Origin of the sequence: Phaeodactylibacter sp., from assembly GCF_022763345.1 — a bacterium.
Lineage (GTDB): Bacteria > Bacteroidota > Bacteroidia > Chitinophagales > Saprospiraceae > Phaeodactylibacter.
Genome location: NZ_JALEGS010000061.1, coordinates 145924 through 165570, shown reverse-complemented (window position 1 = coordinate 165570; position 19647 = coordinate 145924). Strand labels below are relative to the sequence as shown.

Sequence of the window (19647 nt, the reverse complement as noted above, 5' to 3'; positions counted from 1 at the left end):
AGCCTTCGAAGGCTTATCATTGGTTTGACAACACTGTTTCATATTGTCCGTTTTTTAAAATCTTAAACTTAATCCACCACCAGCTCCAAATCGATTGTCATAACTGGCCAGTAGTGAAATATTTTTTCCCAATAGGTATTCCAGCCCTGCACTCCATACCGTTTCAGATTCATAATTGACCTGATTCTCAAAATCGGTAATCACTCCAAAATCAGCCTGGTATTCATAATAGCCAAAAACAGAAAGGCGGGGAAAAATCATAACACTCCTTCCTATTCCTATTCGAGGACGTAATCGATCGTCTATTCTAACATCCAGATTAAAGAGATAGGGCGTTAAAAATCTTAGCCCGGCTACGGCAGTAATACTAAGCGAGTCTAAATTATCAGGAATTGTATTTTCTACATTGACACCCCCAAAAACTCGAACATAATCATAGAGGTACCGCTCGTAGGAGACCTCTGCCTCCATATTGTTATTATACCCAAATTCCGCACTTAGATTGAACTGATTACGAATATTGGCCGAGGTTACATTCAGAGCTGTCATCTGTGAAGCAAGATCAACCATTCCCCAGGTATAGAACAAGTCGGTTTCCTTAGTGATTTCTTCCGTGGGAAACGGTTCCATGCGTTCATCACGAGGTGTGTCATAGCTAAAAACCCTCGCCATCCCGCCCATCATATGGTACAGAATATGACAATGAAAGAACCAATCTCCGTATTCATTGCCATAAAATTCAATCGTCACCTCTTGCATCGGAGGTACATTGACGGTATGTTTAAGGGGAGAATAACTGCCATTTTTATTAAGAACCCGGAAAAAATGACCGTGTAAATGCATAGGATGGTGCATCATCGTCAGATTATTGAGCCGGATTCTCGTTACCTCGCCCTGGGCTATTTTTATTTCATCCGTTTCCGATATTGGCACACCGTTCATACTCCATACGTAGCGATTCATATTACCCGTCAGATTAAGTAAAACCTCCTTTACTGGTAAATCTTCTGGAAATGTTGTTTCAGCAGGGGATTGCAAATAATCGTAGTTAAACTCGCTATACATGTTCATTCCTGTCATCGGCACCTGCTCTGCTTCCATCTCTTTCATGGGTGCATCTCCATTGTTGGACATATCCATCTGTTCCATCTGCATCGAATCCTTCTGTGGAGCTTCGGCAGCATTTTTGCTGTCGTGATGTTTCATACCAGCCATACCTTTCATTCCCTTCTCTGCATTCATCTGCATACCGTATGTCTCTTTCATTTCGAGACGCTCATCCATGCCAGGACGATATTTAAGTGCGGGAGCACCCATTTTCATATCCATTTGGGCCATCATTTTCATCATTCCAATTTTGTCTGGCCGTGGTACTACAGGGGCTGGAATTACCTTTCCTTTCCCCAAAAAGCTATTGGTGAATCCTGAGCCGTCTTGAGCCATTGCTCTGACTTCCAACTTTCCGTTCTCTGGAATAGTGATGATAAAGTCATAGGTTTCCGCAATAGCAATCAACGTTTTATTCCTATTTACAGGAACTACATCTAAGCCGTCAGCTGCCACTAATAAGGGGTCTTCCCCCCCAAAGGTGAGCCAGAAATATGTAGAAGCAGCAGCATTGATAAATCGCAAACGAATTCTTTCTCCTGCTTCAAAATCAGGGTAATCTTGACTAGGCTCGCCATTGGTTAGAAAAGCAGGATAGTACACATCGGCAATGTCGGCACCCTCCATACGCTGTTTCCAGAAATTGAACTGAGCCCCCAATGCACCTTGAGCAATGACCTGATTAAGAGGTGTAGCTGTACCTTTTTTGATACCAAACCATTCGTTGCCTCTCTTCAGGTTACGTAATACTTGCATGGGCTTATCATTGGTCCAGTCCGAGAGTACCATTACCAAATCAGTATCGTATTCCAGTTTTTTTTCCTTAGGTTCGATGACGATAGAACCGTAAACACCAGCTTGTTCCTGAAGCATCGTATGGGAGTGATACCAATAAGTACCAGACTGCTTAATTGCAAATTCATAAGTAAAGGATTCTCCGGGCTTAATAGGAGGAGTATTCAGATAAGGGACGCCATCATAGAAATTGGGTAACAATAATCCGTGCCAGTGTACAGAGGTTTCAACCTCCATCAAATTGGTTACTTTTATCACGGCATATTCACCTTCTGTAAATCGTAATGTTGGCCCCGGAATAGAACCATTGACGGTCATCCCCATGACTTCCTTTCCAGTAATATTGACTCCCTTTTGCTCAATTGTGAGCTCGTATTGTCGAACAGGCAAATTGTCAATATTGCCCTCCTCCGAAGCTTTTGTTTGAGCAAGCAGGCCAGTTAAATGAAGAAGTATAATTAAAAAACTTATGACGTATTTCATGCTATTGGTTTAGTTCACTAACTGCAAAGGGCAGTTCTACCCGAATCTTCTCCCAGGCTAAACTTAAGAGCCCCGAATCTTCACTAACTTGAACAAGCTCATATATTAGATGTTCTTTCACCTCAGTCAGTAAAACAGGCTTTACATCGACCCTCAGTACATCCTCATTTTCCTGGTATTTATTGGCCCCGTGCTGGTCCCAGCGCTGGTTAATGACAATGGTCCACTTATCCGTATTGGGTACAACAAAAAAACCGTACTTCCCTGCTGGTAAAACTTGATTGTTGATTAATAAATCTCGGTTTGTTTCTATCCAAGTAGCGTCATTTGCACCTGCTCTCCACAATTCGCCATAAGGGATCAGCTCGCCAAAAATGGTTCGCCCCCGAACGCCAGGTGAAGAATAATCCAGATGGATATGAGCATCGCCAATCATAATCATGGCGGTTTCGTGCGGACTCAACGGCTTTTCAGCGGGAGCAGTATCAGTTGTATTGACTGCGCTGTTTTGGCAACTGAAAGAGGTCAATAGTAATAAGGAAGAAATAATAAGTAACCGCATAATTGGTCTTTAAATTAAGGAAGTAATTCAGCCACAAGTCTTAATGCTCATGGCTGTGTTGAGCATCATTTGATTCAATAAATTTGCCCTGTACACCCACTCCATGTATATGAGCAAGCGTAGCTCCATAATGCCCCGCTTTGGATACACTAAACGCAGCACCGGCAAGTAATAAAACAATTGTCAGTTCCAACCAAAGTTTGTCCTTCAGTAAGAAAAGACTAATCACTTTCAATAAGAGTCCTATGCCACTAAACCAAAGCGTGTAGTAAGCAAATTGGTCGTGTTTTTCGAGTACCATTAATGCTGCCTCAGAAAGTCCTGTGGTATGAGGGTGTACAAAAACCGAAGCTAAGTAAGCACTCAAAAGACCGCCGAACAAAAGCAATAAGGTAGCCCAGTCCAACTGCTTTTTCCAGATAAATAAACTAGCTATTTGGGTTAGTACAGCCAAGAGAAGTAAAACAATCGGAAAATGCACAACCAAAGGATGCAGATTAGAAAAATCACTCATCGATGCATCTACGATTTCACTTTCTGTAACCATCAGATGGTTATCTGTATGCGGATGAGCTACTACTGTAGTCGTAGTTTCTATCAGTGTATCTGTTGTAACAGAGTCCTGTTTTGCTTTGTGCCCTTCATCGCCGTGCGCAAAAGGTGAACCTGCTATTAATAATAGCAAGCCCACTAAAATGATGCGTAATTTTTTATGCGTTATTAGTTTTTTTTGTAAATTTCATTTGGTACCGATTAGTAATGGAGTATATTTTTTCTTTTTCTTCATCAGACTAGTTGTTATTGTTTGATAATTTGACGGACTAGATTAAATGAAGCTGTTCTGATTCGGAATGAATAAGTCCCTTTCGGATAAGCTGAGATATCTATTTCGGTTTGATCACCTCTAATCGTATGATTATCGATTAACTGTCCGGAGATATTGAATATTTCAAGTTCTCCACCACTGAGCCCACTTAGGATAACTGAATTTGTTGTTGGATTCGGGTAAAGTTTTACTCGTGAAGTACTTGAAGATGTAGTTATCCCTGTAATTACTTGCTCAGAGTTGATCTTGATAATTCTTGCTATAGAAGGAATATCATCAACCATCGCATAAAGCATATAGTATCCTGATAGTGCTGCCATGCTATCCAATGGAACTTGGGCCGTTACCATATTCTCTACTTGAGAAAAATCGAGCTCTAAAAAACGGTTATTCCCCGTATTCATAAAATGGGTAACTGATTGCAGAGACACGAGGATTACAGAGGTAGGAAAGTTCGTTTTTTCAATATTGAAAACAATGTTTTCGCCGCGTGAAAAATCATCTTTATTCAGGTTGTGAATTTCAGGTCGAACGCCTTTAAATAGATAAGGAGGTTCAAAAGCCTCAATCGTACTCGTCGCGGGTTCGTTGCCCGGAGATCCTTCTCCACCTACTGCAATGATTCTTCCATCTGGCACCAGAATTGTAGTACAATGATACTCCCGAGGTATATTCAAGTCCTCCAATCTCCTCCAGGTATCCGCATAGGGATTGTAGAGGTCCGTTATTCCCATATAATTCCACTGGTTCGTATGGGTAGGATCAGTAGGATCTTCCTTTTCACCACCCATAACCAATACTTTTTTATTGGGTAGCAAAACGGTCTTAGCTCTACTCCTAATCGGCAGGAAATTCTGGCCTAATGACCATTGATTTAATTCAGGGTCGTATACTTCAACAATACTTCCATAATTTGGAGGATTGAATGATTTGTAACCAATAGCTACGACTTTTCCTTCGGGAAGCAGTACTAATTCGTGATCGGAATGATCTCCGTTTGGCATGCGATTGTTTTGCACAAAATCGGCGGCCAAATCCCATTCTTCCGTTGGTGGTGAAAACAATTGAGGAGGCCGGTGTGTCATTAATGCTTCACCGTTATATAATAGTACTATTGGTGAAACCTCGTTACCTATTGCTATTTCATCTACTGGCGTTGAGGTGAAATCTACGGGATCATAAATTTCCGAAGTCGTTACTCTTATTGGATTATCTAGGCCCCCTCCTCCCGTGAGGAGCAATTTCCCATCTGCTAATTGGACTAAAGTGGGATACCAACGAAAATCTGATAAATCTGGCCGGTTTTCCCATGTTTCACTTTGTGCATCGAAGGTCTTTACGATTTTGGTTCCTGGTCCGTAAATTTCCTGATCGGTTCCTCCCAGAAAAATTAAATCTCCGTTTGGAAGTAAGGCAGGAGCAACACATCCCAATACCTCATCATCACCGAAAACGAATGCGGTGTCGTTTGTGACTGGATCGAATAAAAACGGGTCCTTTGAGTTATGGCAATAAAAAATCTTCCCATTAGGCAGTAAAATTCCAAGATCAGTGCCTCCCAAAGGTTCTGGGCTTTCCATGACAACCTCCCAACGACCAACGTGAGTTTCTGGTCCCAGCGAAAAATTTATCGATGCCAGGTTGCTATCGATACTCAGCAAGGTCGTTTGATAGTCCCTTTCTAAGGCCGTTACTCCTATTGTATAATTACCTTCAGGTATTTCATTGAACTCGTAGTTTCCTGTTTCATTAGTTCGTGTTTCAAAAAAGATCGATAAATCCTCATTAAATAGGGTCACCCGGGCATTTGGTACAATCGTTGAACTTTCACTAACAACCCCTTCTACCCGAAACTGAGCTAAAACAGTGGTGAAGCAGAACAAGAGAATAACAAAAGGAATTATGCTTTTCATCTTTATTTTTTCTTTCATGGTTGTAGGAATGGTTCGTGGAATCATACCCTTAGAAAACTTGATTAGAGACGAAGAAGCGAAACAGAATTTCGCTCCCTCATCAATCACACTACTAAATTATCATAGCTTTACTCGTTCATACTGGCAGCAACCGTGTAGGTTGTTGTAAGCTTCGTCGGTGGCCCGAACAGTTCCAGCATCATAACCCACACTCGCAATCTTTTCTTGAATCGTTTGTACCGTGAGTGCCTTGGGGTTATAGCTTACAGTTAGCATTTTACTTTCTACATCCCAGTTCACGGCTTGGATACCCGTAAGACTGTTTACGGCGCCTTCAATAGTGCGTTTACACATGCCACATTCGCCACCTACGATAAATTGCCCTGCTTCAAAGTCAGTAGGCACGTTTTCAAGGATACTGGCACTACTGGCCGCTTCCGTCTCACCTGCTTTAGCGTTGTTGCTATGGCAGCTTTGACTAAAGGCTGGTGTAGCAAAAAGTGCTACTACTAAAACAGCCAAAGAAATTTTCAAATAGTTCATTTTGGTAATATTGATGATTAAAAAATAGTTGACGGTCTATCCCGTCAAGAGATAATTAATGATTATGGCCCGTCATTCGAGGTGTTGAAGTTGCCTCGATAGCTGGGTTTTTAAAATTCTTGGTAATAGTTTCCTGCACCGTTCCACAAGTAAGCATTTTGTCCCCGAAGTAAGGATTTTGCACTTGCTCTTCCCTACTCAACCAATCAGCTCCCTCATTGTCATTGGCCATGGGGCAGTGTTGTACGTAAAAAGTCGATGCTGGTACCCCAAACACTTTAAGGCTTTTAATCAGGGCTTGAGACAGAAAAGAAAATTGTGTCCGTTGTTGTTCTATCTCATTTGATGTCTGAATCTGGGCAGTATGAGCCTCCAAAGCAGAAAGCTGCTCCATCCAATAAAGGTGAGCATCACCATCAAGCAATGACATGTCTACTTTTTCCAGCGAAGCGACCAATTTAGCTGCTTGCTCACCAGCTAACTTTGCATTAGTTGCTACGAAGGCATCTTTTAATAAAAGATAGCTATCTGCTACTTCGGCTAACTGTTGCTTAAAGGCTACAGGGCTTACACTTGTGTAATCTGGTAAATGCTCGGAATGATCAGCTCCCTTAAGCATTACATCTTTGTTCATCATACTTGCCTGATTATTGAGTTGAGCTGCGGCATCAATTGCAAAGTTGCCATTGGTAACCACTTCCTCACCCGTTTCCAAGCCCGAGATCAATTGGTAGCTTTGACCCAGTCGGTCACCGATTTCAATTTCACGGAATTGAAAACTCGGCACTGCCGTATCAGGTAGTTTTAAATAAACAACTGAACGTGTGCCCGTCCAAAGAATCGCAGATTTAGGAACTGTAAGTGCTGCGGACGAACCCTGCCGGTTTTCCAGTGTCCCGTAAACAAGCATTTCCGGCTTTAAACGACCACCGGGATTCTTAACTTCCACTCGAATAGCTGCTACTCTGGTCTGAGGATTGATGACCGGATCGATAAAGGAAACGTTGGCCGTAAAAGTCTGATTGGGAATAGCAGGGGTAGTAAATGCTATTTTACTACCTAGACGGATGTTCTTCAGGTCTTCTTCGTAAGCATCGAATAATACCCAAACTCTGCTTAGGTTCACTAGGTCGAAAAGCACTTCTCCTTGCCGAACGTAATCTCCTACTGCTACCCGCCGATTGGTCACTACACCTCCAGCGTCGGCATAGATCGGAAAGGTTTCCCTAATCTCACCTTCTGCTTCTATTTGCTCAATAGTGGCATCAGGGATTTTCCAGTAGCGTAGCTTATCGCGGGCGGCTGCCAGTAACTCCGGACTGATGTCCGTCATTTTTTTGGCCTCCAGTAGTTCGCGTTGAGCAGTGATCATTTCGGGGGAATAGAGGTCAGCCAGTCGCTGCCCTTTACGTACTTGCTCACCAGTAAAGGAAACGTATAGTTTTTCAATCCGCCCCGGTATGTGGGCTACCTGACTGGATGCTAAGCGTTCGTCTGCTTGTACTTTACCAGACAAACGCAAGGTTTGACTGGACACCTCTGTGCTTCCACCAATTACGGTAGTCTGCACATTAGCCAATTTAACGGCTTCCGAGGTCATTTCCAGCACCAATGGGTCATTGGATGTATTTTCTGCAAGTGGAATCAAGTCCATTCCGCAAATGGGGCAATCTCCCGGCTCATTCTGGCGAATCTGCGGGTGCATGGAACAGGTCCAGATTTCTCCTTCACCAACTGTTGTTTCGGAGTCATCGTGTTGATGCTCTTGTTCGTCCATTGGCGCATTGGATGTGTTGTTAGCACCAAATATTAAATAGCCAAGGGCAAGTCCTGCAATTAGTGTTGCCAGGCTAATGAGAATTATTTTTATATTGCTTTTCATGATTCTTATTATTGGATGATAAATCGTTGGATACTGCTTTGGGCCATGCGACTTTGTACAATTGCCCGCAGTTTTTTGAGATCATAATTGATCAAATCTCCTTCAAGACGGAGCAACTCATCAAAATCACTCCCTTCTCCACTGTAATTGTCCCGCAAAATGCGAATGGCGGACTCTGTAATTTCAATCTGCTTTTCGTATAGCTCAAATTGAAGCTGTGCCGTCTCATACTGGGCATAGGCCTGTTCAATAATGGCAATGAATTGGTCTAGCGTTGCTTCCTGTTCATAGTCTAAAGCCTGTATGCGAAGGTTCTCCTCTCTTTCCTTCGCAGCATACTGCTCACGGAACAAAGGAATTTTCACACTGGCGCGTAGTTGCAGGATATCACGTCCGTTGTTTTCCGGAATGGCATCCGTTCGCTCATTTACAGAGATGTAATCAAGGCCTAACCCAAAAGATGGCTTTCCATTTAATTCGTTAAGGGCAAGAGCCGCTTGTGCGACCTCTTGCTCTTTTCGAAACATCCTGATCATCGGGTGATGGGCAGTTATATTGTTAAGGAGTGTATCTTTTGAAAATGGGAGAACTGCCAAATCCAAGTTTTCTGTAATTTCAAAAGGAGCATCAACCGCCTGGCTTCGAAGTTGGTTGATAGTGGCTAATGGGCCACGTTCTGCGGAATTCAGAATATTTAGTTCTTGTTCCAACTCCTCGGTTTTCAGTTGCACTCGTAGCACATCTGCAGCTGTTGCCTTTCCACTTCTTACTTTCGCAAGTGCTAATTGCTCTAGGGCATGGAGCAGTTCAATATTCTCCTCAATGATCACTTGGCTGCGACGTAAATTATACAGTGTAAAATAAGCTTGCTCGGCCTGGAAAATAAGATTGAGAGCTTGCACATCAATTCGCTCGTATATGGCGCTAGCCTTTGCAGCCTCCACTGATTCCCGTTGCCTCAATGTTCCGAACCAGGGAAACATCTGGGTTGCACTCAGTCGAGCCTGTTGACTCCCGATTCGAGTTTCGACAGGCAGTGGAAATACGCCTAATCCAAATTCGGGATCAGGTAATTGCCCTACCTGAGGAATCCGCTCTAGAGCTGCAAAATGTTCAGTGCGGAGCATTTTTAAGCTAGGGTTAGCCGCTTTGATTTCATCTGAGAGTTCTTGCAAGCTTTGGCCTTGTGCCGTTGGAGTAAAGGATATGATCAAAATCAAACTGACTCCTAACATTTTTTTCCATTTCCCTCCGGTTTTAAATCCCTGATCGATCCGGAGGCTCCATTCTTGCCAAAGTGAATACAGTACTGGCACTGTGAACATGGTGATCATTTGCAAGGTCATCCCTCCAAAGGAAGGAATAGCCATCGGCAGCATGATGTCGGCACCACGTCCGGTGGAAGTGAGAACAGGTAAAAGAGCAAGAATCGTGGTAGCGGTAGTCATCATGGCTGGGCGAACACGCCTTAAACCACCCTCTACTACGGCATCTCGAATACCTGGTACTGTATCAGGCTTATTCCGCTTAAAACTATCGCGCAGGAATGTGGCAACTAATACCCCATCGTCCGTAGCGATACCAAATAAAGCTAAGAAACCAACCCATACGGCTACACTCAGATTGATTGCCCTGATTTGGAACAGTTCACGCATATTGGTGCCGAACAGTTCAAAATTTAGGAACCAGGAGGTATCGTACAGACCAATCATGATGAACCCTCCGGCAAAAGCAATGAACACCCCGGTAAACACCATTAGAGAAATGGTTACGGAACTGAACTGAAAATACAGAATGAGGAAAATAATGGCCAGAGCAATGGGAACCACTATGGCTAGCCGCTTGCTTGCTCTGACTTGCTGTTCATAATTTCCTGCGAAGCGGTAGCTGATTCCCGCAGGGACATCTAAATCATTTCTTGAAATAAGCTCGGCAAAATGGTCTTGTGCATTATTAACCACCTCTACTTCGGAATATTCTTTTTCTCGGTCGAACAGCACATAGCCAATAAGGAAGCCATCTTCACTTTTGATTGACTGCGCACCTGGTTCATATTTGATCTCCACTAGATCACCTAGCGGGATTTGCTGCTTGCTTGCCGTAGATATATAGATCCGTTTCAGCATCTCTGGATCATCGCGTAATTCGCGTGGGTAGCGAATTCGGATAGAGTAACGCTCACGACCTTCTACGGTTGTGGTCATGGCCATGCCACCTACAGCAGCTTGTATATATTGCTGTACTTTGTAAATGGTGAGTCCATAGCGAGCAATAGCTTCTCGGTCAATGTCCAATAGGAGGTATGGCTTTCCGACAATACGGTCGGCAAATACGGCAGCATCCTTCACCCCATCAACATCTTTGAGGTGCTTTTCCAGCTCTAACCCAAATGCTTCGATTGCATCTAAATCAGTACCCTGTACTTTAATACCCATTGGAGCCCGCATACCGGTTTGCAACATTACAAGACGGGTCTCAATGGGTTGTAACCGTGGCGCCGATGTCACGCCTGGTATCCTGGTGGCTTTGACAATCTCATTCCAAATGTCGTCCGGACTCTTAATATGATCGCGCCACTGTCGGAAATACTGGCCGTTCTCGTCAGGGATTAACGCTCCTGCTTCATCCCTGACATATTCTCCATCCTTGTAGCGAAAACGAATACGATGGCCGTTTTGGTCGGTTTTGTATTCTGATTGGTACAGAATAACATTTTCATACATCGACATCGGTGCCGGGTCTAAAGCACTATTCACCCTGCCAGCCTTACCCACCACAGACTCCACTTCAGGGATAGCTGTAACAGCCATATCTAACAGACGCAGGTTTTTAATGTTTTCCTGCATTCCGGAGTGTGGCATGGAAGTTGGCATTAAGAGAAATGAGCCTTCATCCAGAGATGGCATGAATTCTTCGCCAGTATTCTGATAAACCAAGAATCCTTGATAAACAATGAAGCCTACCACTAATAGAAAGAGTATTTTAAATCGTAGTAGGAATCGTAAAATTCGCTCGTAGAAATGAATGATAACATAAAAGAAACCAATCAACCCGCCTGCCAGTAAGGCTACGAAGCTGAAATTGGTCAAGCTGCTTTTGTTTACGCCCAACGGCATCCATACATTTGCGAGCAACCAGGCAATAATGAGAGCATATATCACATTCGTGATCCAACTCAGCAATTGTAGATTTCTATCAGCGTGACTCCTGTTTTTAAGCCATAGCGAAGCATTGCCAGCAAGGCCGACAATTGCTAAGATTGCGCCTAAAGTTGGCTGGTATACCAATGCAAGAACGATACCTGCAACTAAAGCAAGAGTATTAGCAGCAAAGGCAATACCTCGGTTCCTGGTTTTGATTGAAAACACGGAGTGAGCTAGTGGAGGGATTATGGTTATGGCCACTATAATGGAAGCAACCAGAGCAAAAGTTTTGGTATAAGCCAATGGCCGGAATAATTTACCCTCGGCAGCTTCCATTGTAAATACTGGAATGAAGCTTATTACGGTGGTAGCTACCGCTGTAATCACGGCTGAAGCTACTTCAATGGTAGCTTCGTATATACTGGTCAGCAGACTCTCATCCGGCGGTGCTTCCTCTAATCGTTTAACCATGCTTTCAGTAAGTACAATGCCCATGTCAACCATTGTACCAATAGCGATGGCAATACCGGAGAGGGCTACAATGTTGGCATCTACTCCGAAGTACCGCATAGCTATGAAACACATAAGTACAGCAACCGGCAAGGTGCCCGAAACCAGAAGAGAGGACTTCAGGTTGAGCAACATTAAGATAACCACAATGATGGTGATGAGGATCTCTAAAGTTAGGGCCTCTTGCAGTGTGCCAATGGTTTCATTAATGAGTTGTGTACGGTCGTAGAACGGTACGATGTTGACTTGCGAGATAGTACCGTCACTTAGAGTCTTGGTTGGTAAACCAGGTTCTAACTCAGCGACCTTTGTTTTTACATTTTCAATGACTTCCAGTGGATTTGCGCCATAGCGTGCAACCACGACTCCTCCGACAGCCTCTGCGCCTGATTTGTCAAGAATTCCCCTCCGGGTAGCGGGGCCAAGGTTCACTGTTGCAACATCTCCGATACGAAGTGGGACATTATTATTGACTTTTACGACACTGTTTTCAATGTCCTCGATACTCTCTACATATCCTAAGCCTCTTACGAAATACTCTGCAAGGTTGATCTCAATAGTTTGCGCACCAATATCAATGTTACTGTTTTTGATGGCCTTCATCACTTCTTCCAAAGAGATGTCATTGGCCTTCATTGCTTCGGGGTCCACATCCACTTGGTATTCTTTTACAAAGCCACCAATGGAGGCCACTTCCGCTACTCCTTCCGCTGCGGATAACCCATAGCGGACATAGAAATCCTGAATAGTTCGGAGTTCGTGCAGATCCCACCCTCCGGTAGGATTACCGTCATTGTCTCTTCCTTCCAGTGTGTACCAGTATATTTGTCCGAGCGCAGTAGCATCAGGCCCGAGTGTAGGTTGTACTCCTTCAGGGAGTGTATTAGCAGGGAGGGAGTTTAGTTTTTCCAGGATACGACTGCGGCTCCAATAAAACTCCACCTCATCATTGAAGATGATGTAGATACTGGAGAACCCGAACATAGAATTACTACGAATACTCTTCACGCCCGGGATACCAAGTAGCGCTGTAGTGAGCGGGTAGGTTATCTGATCTTCTACATCTTGTGGAGAGCGGCCCATCCACTTAGTAAATACAATCTGTTGATTTTCACCAATATCTGGAATGGCGTCTACCGCGACAGGGTCTCTTGGAAGTTGTTCAATTCCAAAATCAAAGGGAGCGGTAACAAGTCCCCAACCGACAAACAGGAGTAATAATAGATAAGCAACCAGCTTATTCTCCAAAAAGAAACGAATATATTTAGCTAACATAATTTAAACTTCAGCAGTGATAATACCTGACGCAAGCCAGGAAGGAAGTGCATAAATAGCATTAGCCACTATTAACCAAGACTGGTAACAGCGGCATAGACTGAAGTATTAGACTAACAAAGGAAGGTCTGCAATCTCACAGGGAGGTCACAGATAAGGAGAGGTGGTTTATAGGTGAAATAATGACGTGACTTGTCATCCTCATCAACTGGCGAAAAGCCAGCAAGTACAACCAAAGTAGCAAACAATGCCGGATAATCGAAGAGATTAAATTCTAAGGAAGCTTCTACCTGATCATCATCTACCTTGACGAAGTCAGTTTCGGTATCACAGCAACCTTTTTTTTGAGGGGCATCCTCATCAGATACCGGCATTGTTCCGTGGGCTGGGCAGCTCTTTAATTTCTTGTTTTGATGGCAAGGCGCAGCTTCTGCAAATAGAGCAGTGCTTTTCAAGTCTCCATTGCAATAATGCTTACTCAATACCAGCCCAGTAGAACTGATAAGTAGTAGCACAGCAAGAAGGATGTGAAATGCCTTGGTGATCATAATGAACGAATTTTGAACAAAGGTACCCTTAATTCACTCTAAGCTTGTTGCATAATTTTGGTTGTTATTTACATAATATTGGCGCTGGGGTGATTTGATTAGAGTTTTCAATAGAATCTTTGATAATCTTAAGTTGGTCTATTTCTAATTCTTCTATCACCTCTTGTTTTTTCTGATTTTCGGTTACCAACCAGAGAATTAGAAGTAGTACAGCACCAACAGTAAGTCCGAGCGCAATTTCCTTATTAAGTTTAGATATCAGAGAACTATGGTTAGTGAATAGCAAATTACTACACTCCCAGTTAATAAATAGTTCCCGCATATGAATAAAAAAATTCTTAATCCCTAGAAAATTAGAGGATTAGACATTTCATCCCACCTCACACTCCCCCTAAACTGTCATGGTTTTCATCCAAAAACCGCTGCCAATTCAGGCACCAGGGGAGCGATCAGCGTGCTGATGGTTTTGCTTTGGATATCCCTCTCGGTCTTGTCATTTTCCTTGCCAGCCCGTAATTGCTGTTTCCTTCCCTCTTTTTTGCTGTCGCCAAGAAACTGGTCTGCTCCAAACCCTCTCAAGGGCCGGTCGCGTACTCCCTTTCCAGACTGATTTTTTCTTTTCACAAGCTCCAATAAATAATAAGCCCTCCACCCTGGCTAGGGTCTCCACATCCTGCGTGAAACTGGCTTTCGCAAAAGGGAAGCAACCTCAATTACGATATCCGGCAGCAAGCAAAACTGCCCCAGCGGAATACCCGCCGCTCACTGTAGAAGGGAATCTTCCTAATTATGAATCCGGTTAAATCAGTTAAGATGAGTGTCCAAATTCCAACCGAAGTAGCAGAAGTTAGATTAACCTACCGCAATAAAGTGTATGCTGCCGACCGTCCGCAGATTCGCAGTTCTCACCACGCCTATCAGGTCTTTTGGGATAACTGGGAGGAGGATACTATCGGGCTTTTTGAAACGGCCTATTTGCTTTTACTAGACCGGGCTAACCGAGTGATGGGGTGGTTTAAAGTATCTCAAGGAGGAATGGCCGGAACGGTCGTAGATGCTAAGGTCATTTTTGCTACTGCTTTAAAAGCACGGGCAAGTTCCATTATCCTCGCTCATAACCACCCAAGCGGGCAATTACGCCCATCCAAAGCAGATAGCGAACTCACCCAAAAGCTATTCACCGCCGGAAAGGCTTTAGACCTTCCCTTGCTGGATCATTTAATTCTAGCCCCGGAAGGCGGTTTTTACTCCTTCGCTGATGAAGGACTAATTAATCATTAGCTCCTGCAAATCTACTAGGGGGACATAGTTCCCCCACAGGCGCAAGGGCATCCCCATTTTCCGCTTTCCCAAAAGTTCATTTGTGCAAACGGTGACAGCTATTGCTGTTCCCCTACCCGCTTGCGCCTGCTCCCCCTTTTTTCTCGCCGAAAGGCAGAACGGTTAAAACCATTCACAAACAATTAATAAAGGATTGAACGATGACTAAGCAAGCCATTAAAAGAGACGTTTATCAGGAACTCACCGACCGTATTATTGCCAAATTGGAAGCAGGTGTTAAGCCTTGGCAGCCGAACTGGAGCCGCTACGGTCTTGCCCGTAATGCCGCCACGGGGCATATTTACAGCGGGGTAAATGCCTTTATTCTCAATCTGTTCTGTGAGCATCCGATTCCCTACTATATGAGTTTTAAGCAAGCCAAAGCGATGGGCGGCAAGATTAGGAAGGGAGCCAAAGCCGAACGGGTCTATTTTTATAAGTCCTATTACAAGGATGAGAGCGGGAAGAACATCAACGCGGAACAGGCGCAGACCATTAACGAAATGGGCGGAGAAACACAGCGCATTGCCTTTCTGAAGTTCTACCACGTTTTTAATATCGCCGATGTGGAAGGCGTAGAAGTAGAAACGCCAGAAATCACCCTCACCTCACACGAGAGAATAGCAGCTTGTGAGGCTGTTGTAGCAGGTTATCAGAATTCCCCCGAGTTAGTACACGAAAACGCCGACCAAGCTTATTACGCTCCTAGCTCGGACAAACTCAATATGCCGCAGCTTGAGCAGTTCAAGACCCCCGAAGCGTACTATCTGACCTTATTCCACGAGATGACCCATAGCACCGGCCACGAAAGCAGGCTGAACCGTGAGGGCATCACCAAACCTGCCAAGTTCAAGAGCGAGCGATACAGCCGAGAGGAACTGATAGCAGAAATGGGAGCCGCCTTTTTAGCAGGTCATACGGGTATTGATGGAGACGACGAGATAGACAATAGTGCCGCCTATCTGGAAGGATGGTTAAAGGTGCTGAAGGAGGATAACAAACTGATCTTTAAAGCCGCCGCAGATGCACAGAAAGCGGTGAACTACATTTTAGGTTAATAAAACGAACCTAGCAGGGAGCCTAAAACCTCCCTGCCCTAGCTCATCTTTGATAAACTAAGGGTTATGAAACGAGCATGATTTTGTTTAATCACAACATCACGCTAGGGAATGATTAAAGAAAATTATGTGAGAGTGAAGCGGTTACATGAGTGCAGGAATTTATCTGCATTATGCGCAGTCGCAGATAAATTTTAAACGCATGAACTCAGAAAACAGTCAATCAGATAATTTCTATTCGGTAGAAATGGATAAAGCAGGGGAAGAATTATTAATCTGCTATTGGTGTTTTGATACACTGGAAGAAGCGCAGAATTTTTTAAACAGGCTTAAAAATGGTTGTACGGCCTTACCTATTACGCTTTCTCTCTATGATGCAAAGCAACAGCTTTTAGAAGCTTGGGCGGTTGGGGATGAATCCCAACCTTCCAAACAGCTAACACTTAAATAACGCACCCAGGGATTCTGACTAAAGGAATGCGCTATTCGCAATTTGCGCGACCCGCTGGCGCGGGTGAAAGCGGCTTACTCCCTATTTGAAAATATCTTTTAGCGATAAAAAGATACATTTATGCGATGGAGTAAATTGTATGCAAGGTTCATTCTAGCGAATCACCTAATCTTTACTACAGTTTAGTATTCCAAAATATGATGGAGTCACTGTCCTCGAATAAAGCTTAGAAACATGGGATAGTTCCTGCCTCCACAATATTTACGCCCCTTTCGACATGGGCTAGTTACGGCTTCATAGAAAAGACTTTAGGTTTGTTCCTTTGTATATGTTTTGTTAAAGTTATTTAAGTATTTGCTTAAATGATTAAATGAGCTTAATATTGCGTTATGAAAAAAGATAACAACGCCTGTATCAGGATAGATAGGGACGCAAAGCAAATAAGCCGTTGTAAGTTAAAGATGGAAGAAGTTAGCACTTCTGTTTCTGATTTGTCCAGAACATTGAGCTTGGCTGGTAATCAAGTCAGAATGAAGATATTTATTCTTCTTCAGGAAGAAGATAGACTTTGTGTTTGCGATCTGGGCGAAATACTGGAAATGGAGGTTCCCGCTATTTCACAGCATTTGAGGAAGATGAAGGATGCAGATTTGGTGCAAACACAACGAGAGGGATCAACGATCTATTATTACCTGACGGATAAAGCGAAATCATTAGTACAGGCATTGTTTCCATTCATTCTTGTTGAAGCTGTATAAGTAGTGATCATCAAGACAACGACCTTCACTTTAATAACGACTTATTATGTTCGATAAAATCAAAAAGGCGTTTTCAGACAATGGAATGCTAAACGACCCTGATAACCAAAACAAAGAATCAGTTGAGTTTGAAATAGCAGGGATGACCTGCGACCATTGTGCCACCTCTATAGAGGGTCGCTTTGCTGGGAAGGATGGCGTTATATCAAAGTCAATAAGTTATCCTAATGGGAAAGGGGCTTTTACTTATGATTCCAATAAAATCTCCCTTGAGGAAATTACAAGTATTATCAATCAAGGAAACTTCAAAGTAAAAGGCGTTATCGGTCAGGACAATCCGATTGAAAAAGCAGGGAAAGGGCAATATGACCTTATCATCATTGGCGGTGGTTCAGCCGCATTTTCCGCAGCGATCAAGGCAGAAAACTTAGGACTAACCACATTAATGGTCAATGGTGGTTTAGACTTCGGTGGTACTTGTGTAAATGTGGGATGTGTACCATCTAAAAATTTAATCAGAGCAGCAGAAACCGCTTATCATGCCACCCATTCCAATTTCGGAAGCATCCAACCCAAGGGGGCAACCATTGATTTCCCACAATTGATAAAGGATAAAAAACAACTGGTTGCCACACTTCAGCAACAAAAATATATGGATGTGGTAAGTGATTTTAAACACCTGACCATGTTAAAGGGTTGGGCAGAATTTATAGATAAAAAAACGATTGTGGTAAACGGTGAAGATAAATACACCGCCCTCAAATTTGTTATTGCAACAGGAGCTACCACCAATATTCCAAATATTGAAGGATTAAATGATGCGGGTTATTTGACCAATGTGTCATTGTTTGATTTAGAGGAAAAACCTGACAGTTTAACCATAATGGGTGCAGGTTACATTGGCCTGGAAATAGCTCAAGCCTATAACCGCTTAGGGGTGAAAGTTCGCATCATTGAATTTACTGACCGACCACTAAGAAGTCAAACCAAGGATATTACAGATGTTTTGGTAGCACAATATGAAAATGAAGGCATTGAAATATTACCAAACTTCAGGGCTTTCAAATTTGAAAAATCAGGTTCGGACACCATTATCCACTGTAAATGTCCTGATGGCTCTACTACTCAATTGGTTGAAAAAGAATATGTTGTTGTTGCCACGGGTACAAAACCAAATACTTCAAAGTTAGGCTTAGATAATATTGGCTTGAACTTAACAAAGAGCGGTCACATTATCGTAAACGAAAAAATGGAGACAAATCTCCCTAATATCTATGCAGTTGGTGACACTACTAATACGCCACCCTTTGTTTATACCGCAGCAACTGAAGGAAGTACAGCAGTTTCAAACGCCTTTACGGGAGAAATCAAAGTGGTAGATTATTCCTCCTTACCTTGGGTAGTGTTTACCGACCCACAAATTGCCGGTGCAGGAATGGATGAAATTGAAGCTGAAAAGCAGGGTATACCTTTTGAAGTTAGTAAGCTGGATTTAACACACGTACCCAGAGCCTTAGCAGCACAAGATACCAGAGGCTTTATCAAACTCATTCGCAATACCAAAACGGATAAACTGATTGGCGCAAGAGTGGTCGCTCCCGAAGGCGGCGAATTGATTCAACAGTTGAGTATGGCAATTAAATATGGCATTACGGTACAAGAATTGGCAGAAAGTTTTTACCCATATCTCACACTGGGAGAAGGTATCAAACTAGCTGCGATAACTTTTGGTAAGGATGTGTCAAAACTAAGCTGTTGCGCCAGCTAAAATTTTCTTTAAGTTATATGTTTCCAACTATGGAGACAATACGGTTTCTGTAATTCAATTAAAAAATTGAAAATTTTAATATCATGAAAGCACAAAATTCAGCAGTTGGTTTGGGGGTTTTAACCGCCTTTGCATCTTCACTTTGTTGTATTGTTCCATTGATCGCGGTCATAGCCGGCACAAGTAGCTTGGCGGCTAATTTTTCATGGATAGAACCCGCCCAACCCTATTTATATGGCATCAGTATCCTCGCTTTGGGTTTTGCTTGGTATCAACAACTAAAACCCGTAGCAGAAGATGATTGCGGTTGTGAAATCGAAGCAACGTCTTTTTTTCAATCCAAGAAATTTTTGAGTATTGTGACGGTCTTTGCTATTGCGATGATGGCGTTTCCTTATTATTCTGGGAGTTTATTTGCGAGTAGTCCTGCCAATGCTGTGTTGATGGCAGATGTTGCCGATGAAAACATTGTCTCCGTAGAATTTGAGGTAGAAGGCATGACCTGTGGAGGTTGTGAAAAACACGTCTCCGATGCGGTGTATGATTTGGAAGGGGTTATAGAGGTAACGGCTTCTTATGAAAATGAGAATACCGTCGTCAAATTCGATGATAGCAAAACGACTGTTGCAGCAATTGAAGAGGCAATTGCCTCGACCGGATACAAAGTTTTAGGGCATAAAGTTTTACCAAAAGAGGGATGAGAAA

14 protein-coding genes are annotated in these 19647 nt (G+C 43.2%); 6 read left to right on the top strand and 8 right to left on the bottom strand.

The window, feature by feature from the left end; all coding sequences use genetic code 11:
- Positions 1–54: 54 nt before the first annotated feature.
- From MRY86_RS17130 to MRY86_RS17095, 8 genes are all read right to left on the bottom strand, one after another.
- A complete protein-coding gene (locus tag MRY86_RS17130) occupies positions 55–2385 on the bottom strand; it encodes a multicopper oxidase domain-containing protein (protein ID WP_293571715.1) in 2331 nt (776 codons plus the stop codon).
- A gap of 1 nt (position 2386) precedes the next feature.
- A complete protein-coding gene (locus tag MRY86_RS17125) occupies positions 2387–2947 on the bottom strand; it encodes a DUF2911 domain-containing protein (protein ID WP_293571713.1) in 561 nt (186 codons plus the stop codon).
- Between the two features lie 40 nt (positions 2948–2987).
- Complete coding sequence (locus MRY86_RS17120) at positions 2988–3638, bottom strand: DUF2231 domain-containing protein (RefSeq protein WP_293571711.1); 651 nt, start codon at positions 3636–3638, stop codon at positions 2988–2990.
- A 107-nt stretch (positions 3639–3745) separates the two neighbouring features.
- Positions 3746–5704 carry a galactose oxidase-like domain-containing protein gene (locus tag MRY86_RS17115; RefSeq protein ID WP_293571709.1) on the bottom strand — a complete coding sequence of 653 codons (1959 nt, stop codon included), beginning with the start codon at positions 5702–5704 and terminating at the stop codon, positions 3746–3748.
- Between the two features lie 102 nt (positions 5705–5806).
- Positions 5807–6229 carry a heavy metal-associated domain-containing protein gene (locus MRY86_RS17110; RefSeq protein ID WP_293571707.1) on the bottom strand — a complete coding sequence of 141 codons (423 nt, stop codon included), beginning with the start codon at positions 6227–6229 and terminating at the stop codon, positions 5807–5809.
- Positions 6230–6284: 55 nt separating this feature from the next.
- On the bottom strand, positions 6285–8111 hold the full coding sequence (locus MRY86_RS17105; RefSeq protein ID WP_293571705.1) for an efflux RND transporter periplasmic adaptor subunit: 1827 nt from the start codon (positions 8109–8111) through the stop codon (positions 6285–6287).
- A gap of 8 nt (positions 8112–8119) precedes the next feature.
- Positions 8120–13039, bottom strand: coding sequence for an efflux RND transporter permease subunit (locus MRY86_RS17100; protein WP_293571703.1), 4920 nt, complete (start codon positions 13037–13039; stop codon positions 8120–8122).
- 113 nt (positions 13040–13152) lie between these two features.
- Complete coding sequence (locus MRY86_RS17095) at positions 13153–13587, bottom strand: hypothetical protein (RefSeq protein WP_293571701.1); 435 nt, start codon at positions 13585–13587, stop codon at positions 13153–13155.
- A gap of 789 nt (positions 13588–14376) precedes the next feature.
- Here MRY86_RS17095 and MRY86_RS17090 point away from each other — a divergent pair.
- The 6 genes from MRY86_RS17090 to merTP all read left to right on the top strand — a co-directional run bounded on the left by MRY86_RS17090 (position 14377) and on the right by merTP (position 19643).
- Positions 14377–14868, top strand: coding sequence for a JAB domain-containing protein (locus tag MRY86_RS17090; RefSeq protein WP_293571699.1), 492 nt, complete (start codon positions 14377–14379; stop codon positions 14866–14868).
- A gap of 200 nt (positions 14869–15068) precedes the next feature.
- Positions 15069–15965 carry a zincin-like metallopeptidase domain-containing protein gene (locus tag MRY86_RS17085; RefSeq protein WP_293571698.1) on the top strand — a complete coding sequence of 299 codons (897 nt, stop codon included), beginning with the start codon at positions 15069–15071 and terminating at the stop codon, positions 15963–15965.
- A gap of 202 nt (positions 15966–16167) precedes the next feature.
- Complete coding sequence (locus MRY86_RS17080) at positions 16168–16416, top strand: hypothetical protein (RefSeq protein ID WP_293571697.1); 249 nt, start codon at positions 16168–16170, stop codon at positions 16414–16416.
- Between the two features lie 389 nt (positions 16417–16805).
- Complete coding sequence (locus tag MRY86_RS17075) at positions 16806–17174, top strand: metalloregulator ArsR/SmtB family transcription factor (RefSeq protein WP_293571695.1); 369 nt, start codon at positions 16806–16808, stop codon at positions 17172–17174.
- 85 nt (positions 17175–17259) lie between these two features.
- Positions 17260–18942: a mercury(II) reductase gene (gene merA, locus MRY86_RS17070; protein WP_366145567.1), complete on the top strand. Its 1683-nt coding sequence runs from the start codon at positions 17260–17262 to the stop codon at positions 18940–18942.
- An 83-nt stretch (positions 18943–19025) separates the two neighbouring features.
- Entirely contained in the window at positions 19026–19643 is a 618-nt protein-coding gene (merTP, locus tag MRY86_RS17065; RefSeq protein ID WP_293571691.1) for a mercuric transport protein MerTP, read from the top strand.
- Positions 19644–19647 lie beyond the last annotated feature (4 nt).